This window comes from Chitinophaga sp. NPDC101104, assembly GCF_050277495.1.
In the GTDB taxonomy this organism is placed as follows: Bacteria; Bacteroidota; Bacteroidia; order Chitinophagales; family Chitinophagaceae; genus Chitinophaga.
The window spans coordinates 1-5,067 of sequence record NZ_JBNNSF010000006.1; the positions used below are offsets into that span (position 1 = coordinate 1).

A 5,067-nucleotide genomic window follows, 5' to 3' on the forward strand; every position below is an offset into this window, starting at 1 on the left:
TACGAAGACCCCGCCAAAGGCAACCGGCAGCAGTTCTCGGCGGGCTTCGGCGTGAGGGTGCAGGGATTCCAGCTCGACTTCGCCTACCTCGTGCCTACCGGAGGAAGCCTCCGCCAGCGAAAGAGCATGAACTTCACCATTATGTACACCCCTTTCAGGGATAACAGATAATAAACTTTCCTCATTACCGATAAAGCACTCGTCATGAATAAAACTCTCATATGCATCATTCTCCTGCTGGGCACTGCGGTTACGACCGCAATGGCGCAGCAGCCGGCAAGGAAGGCCGAAGATGGTTCAAGCATCCGTCAACGCATGTTCAGCGATTACGACCAGGCCATCGCGAAAATCAGGGCCAGTCAGGCTGCTGCCGCAAAGCCCAGTGAAGCGACCATTTCATCGCCGCAGGCGCTAAAGCAACATATTTTCCCAGGCTCAAACGGTGTTCCGCGGAATGTGACGACGGGAGCGAAAAAGGAGAATGCCGCTGGTGCGAAATCCCAGGGTGAGTTGCCCAGCAATTTGTCGGCCGCAGCAGCCAAACAGAAAATCCAGGATTTGAAAAACGAAAAAGTGGCGCCGGCGAACCTGGGGGCACAGGGCGAAGAGCCTTCGCTGCACTTCGATGCCAGGGAGGCCAAACGGCAGCTCCAGGAAGCTAATCCAACCAAAACCGGAACAGAAATCAAAGCCAGTCCGCTGCAACCCCAAAAAACAAAAGCGCCCAACCCTAAAAACTGAGTACCATGAAAAAATCACTATACATCTTCATCATTTTAATGTCGGCAGCCATCGGAAGTTACGCGCAAAGCGGGCTTTCGGGCATCAATTACCAGGCCGTTGCGCGCAACAGCAATGGCTCCGTGCTGGCCAACCAGGCGGTGAGCGTACGGTTTACCGTGCGAGGCGGCGGGCCGAACGGCGCCGTGCAATACCAGGAAACGCATAATACAGCTACCAATGCCATCGGCCTGTTCACCTTGCAGGTGGGGCGCGGAACGCCGGTCAGCGGCACCTTTGCGGGCGTTCCCTGGGGCAACGCAAATCAGTTCCTTCAAGTGGAAGTGAATACCGGCGGCGGTTTCCAGACACTGGGGACCAACCAGTTAATGAGCGTTCCGTTTGCACAGTTTGCTGCGAACGGTAACCCTGGCCCTGCCGGTCCGCAAGGCCCTGCGGGACCTGTAGGCGCTGCCGGACCGGTTGGGCCGGTTGGTCCGGTTGGACCTGCCGGTGCTGTGGGCCCTCAGGGACCTGTGGGCGCTGCGGGGCCTGTTGGACCGGTTGGGCCTGCGGGCGCTGATGGTGCTGTTGGGCCGCAAGGGCCTGCGGGGCCAGTGGGCGCAGCCGGGCCAGTTGGACCTGTAGGGCCGGTTGGGCCTGCGGGTGCTGTTGGCCCTCAGGGGCCTGTGGGCGCTGCAGGGCCCGTTGGACCGGTTGGGCCTGCGGGTGCTGACGGTGCTGTTGGGCCGCAAGGGCCTGCGGGGCCAGTAGGCGCAGCCGGACCCGTTGGACCTGTAGGGCCAGTTGGACCTGCGGGCGCAGTAGGCCCCGCCGGGCCTGTCGGACCTGCCGGACCGGTTGGTGCCATGGGCCCTGCCGGACCTATCGGACCCATCGGGCCCGCCGGGCCAGTCGGGCCTGCCGGACCTGCGGGTGATATCAACGGAGTGGCGGCCGGCGGTTCGCTGGCGGGCACCTATCCCAATCCCACCATCGCAAACAATGCTGTGGGCACTACCCAAGTAGCGGATGGATCCATCACTTTGCCCAAGCTCGCGGCAGGAGTTATCCCTACGAGCCTGCCTCCGAACGGGGCTGCGGGTGGCGATCTTGCGGGAAACTATCCCAATCCCAACGTTGCCAAAATCCAGACCGTACCGGTTTCCAATGCGGCACCGGCGGCAGGACAGGTTTTGAAATTCGATGGCGTGAACTGGACGCCGGCGGCCGATAATGCCGGTGGCGGCGGGCTTACGCTCCCCTACGCTGCGGTTGAAAACAATGCGGCTACGCTGTTTTCCATTACCAATAACGGAGACGGCACATCGGTGGAAGGTGTTAATAATACAGCGACCAGTAATATTACGGCGATGCGCGGGATCGTGAGCTCCGCTTCGCCCGGAGGCTTTTCTGCCGGCGTGCGGGGGATCAATAATGGTACCGGCGGACTTGGCGTAGGGGTGTACGGTTCGCAGAACGGTTCCGGCTGGGGCGTTTACGGCGTAACGCCCAATGGTTTGGGCGTGTACGGCAACGCATCCGCAAATGGGTACGGCGTATATGCAAACAGCAATACCGGGACGGGCCTCAATGCTACCAGTAATAACGGGATCCCGGCTAATTTTTCCATCTACAACAATGCAAACAACAACAATGTGGTTGTCGCCAATACGGTGGGCAACGGTACCGTTGTCAATGTTACGACAACAGGGAATGGCGCCGGTGTAAGAGCCTCTACCGTTGCGGGTTTCGGCATACATGGCATCACCAGTTCTGTAAGCAGTGCGGGTGTGGTAGGTGATAATAACGGCGGCGGTGAAGCGGTTGTTGGCCGTACCACCAGCGACATCGCCGGTGCAGTGGTTGGTAGAAACGATGGCGGTGGATATGGCGTCCGCGGGTTCATCTCAACCAGTACTGCTGGAACGGCTGTAGGCGTGTTGGGACAGGTGGGCCTGAACAACAGTACCGGCCGTGCAGGACGATTCGAAAACTTCAACACCACCAATACCACCGGCAATACGCTGGAAGTGGAAACCAACGGTAATGGCAATATCCCGGACAATACGCAGGGCAATGCCGCGTCTTTCCTGGTCAACAATACGAATAGTGTAGCCGCCGCCGTGAGAGGCGAAGTGAAAACGATCTTCGGGAACTTCGGTGCAGCGGGCATCTTCGGGATATCTTCCGGGACGGGCGGTTTCGCGGGATTGTTCCATTCGTCCAACGTCAGCGGTAACGGCCCTGCCGTGGTAGCGATCCAGGATGGCAATGGCAACGCGATCACTGCTAACGCCAGCAAAGACGGCAATGCGGTGGAAGCGAACATCGATGGAGGCGGCAATGCCCTGTATGCATGGGTGCCTTCTTTTGCGACCGGCCGCGCGGGACGGTTCCAGATTTTCAACGAATCCAATAACAACGATGTGATCACGGTAAAAACCATAGGTAACGGTATCGCCGGGAACTTTATGGTGGACAAGGTGACCGGGACTTCTCCAGCGGTAAGAGGGGAAGTGAATTCCCAGTTCGCCAACTTCGGCACTGCGGGCATTTACGGGATTTCTTCCGGAACCGGTGGTTTTGCGGGACTTTTCCATGCGAGCAACCCCGCGGGTAATGGCCCGGCGCTCATCGCGATCGCGGATGGTAACGGTAACGGTATTACTGCGAACGCGTCCAATACCGGTGACGGCGTGGAAACTACCGCCGATGGTACCGGCAGTGCACTTTTTGCCTGGGTCCCCAACTTCGGTCAGGGACGTGCGGGCAGGATGGTCAACTTCAATACCGCCAATACTAATCCCGTATTGACGGTTGAACAGCATAGCAATGGCTCTATCGCGCTATTCAAATCCGGCAATCCAGGAACAGTGAACGTAGCGCGCATCAACTCTGCCGGCCGCGGTTTCTTCAACGGCGGAACGCAGAACAGTGGCGCCGACCTTGCCGAGGCATTTGACGTGGAAGGCGCCATGAGCGCATATGAACCGGGCGATGTGATGGTCATTTCCACCAGCAGCGACCGCAAAATGGAAAAATCATCCGAAGCCTATTCTACCCTGGTAGCCGGCGTTTACGCCACCAAGCCGGGCGTTTTGCTGACAGAACAGGAAGGTGTGGAAGATGTGACCGAACAAGTTCCCGTGGGCGTTGTGGGCGTTATCCCCACCAAAGTCTGCGACGAAGGCGGCCCCATCCGCCGCGGCGACCTGCTCGTTACTTCCAGCAAAGCCGGGTATGCCATGAAGGCCGACCCGAAGAAACTGCAACATGGCCAGATCCTCGGAAAAGCCCTGCAGGAGCTGACTTCCGGCACCGGAAAAATCAAGGTGCTCGTGAATGTGAAATAGTTTTATCATCAATAAAAACCGTACGCAAACTTTTTTGACGAGAGCAAGGGTATATGTATGGTTTTGTGTATGGCTGCCTCTTCTGGGGCAGCCTCTTTTTCTCTTCCTTTTTTATGATTCATCCAATGTCATTCATTGTTAATTTTTTATCTTACGTTTCGATTGGAGCTATCTATACTTACGGAATACGATACCCCCAGATCTTCCACCCTCACTTAACCATCTTTGTTGAAAGGACGCAATGCAGCCCTGGCTGCGCCTATTTACCTTCCCGCCTATACGAAATCATTGTTTTGATTGTGAGCATGCATGCCCGGATGGGGCCTGTCCATTTTATCCGATTACCGCTGAAAGCTGCCGTTAGCACCGGAACCATTTCAACCGTCTTCGCAATTACTTTTTGGACCCTGTGATTTGATGTCTGTCCCAGCCTCGAAACGGCGAAGCCATGCAATCCATTCAGATCGCACAACCCAGTATTCATAACCCTTTGATATCCTCTCTTTATGAAGACAAGTTCTACTAAACACCTCTTATTGGCCATGTTCCTGGCCATATCGTGGCTGCCGGCCCGTTCGCAGCTGGTACTGGTCAGACAGGTGGCCGCCTCCTCGGGAGGGTCCGGCATCATCGGCGGTATACAGTTCGATTACACCATCGGTGAAGCCGTTATTACTCCGCTGGCCGCGGGGCCCATCCTGCTCACACAGGGTTTCCAGCAGCCGGAGATCGTACCGCCCCTGGCTCCGGGAAGCAATCCCATCCTGGATTTCTCCCTCTACCCCAACCCGGCCCTCACCACTTTCAAGGTACAGTTCAGCCTCCTGAACAATGCCACCGTCACCTTCCTGCTCATGAACACGGCCGGACAGGTCATGTACCAGGACGTGCGCAACTACGCACCGGGTAAGGTCGTCATTCCCACTTCCGTTGACAAGCTGGCATCCGGTATTTATACCGTCATCCTGAAGGTCAACCAGTTCGTATTCAC

3 protein-coding genes are annotated in these 5,067 nt (G+C 57.1%); all 3 read left to right on the forward strand.

Going from position 1 to position 5,067, the window contains the following annotated elements; translation table 11 throughout:
• Positions 1-261: 261 nt before the first annotated feature.
• A complete protein-coding gene (locus ACQKLP_RS26550) occupies positions 262-741 on the forward strand; it encodes a hypothetical protein (protein WP_427326258.1) in 480 nt (159 codons plus the stop codon).
• 5 nt (positions 742-746) lie between these two features.
• Complete coding sequence (locus ACQKLP_RS26555) at positions 747-4,076, forward strand: beta strand repeat-containing protein (protein WP_427326260.1); 3,330 nt, start codon at positions 747-749, stop codon at positions 4,074-4,076.
• 506 nt (positions 4,077-4,582) lie between these two features.
• A partial coding sequence (locus ACQKLP_RS26560; protein WP_427326262.1) for a T9SS type A sorting domain-containing protein occupies positions 4,583-5,067 on the forward strand: 485 nt, incomplete at its 3' end.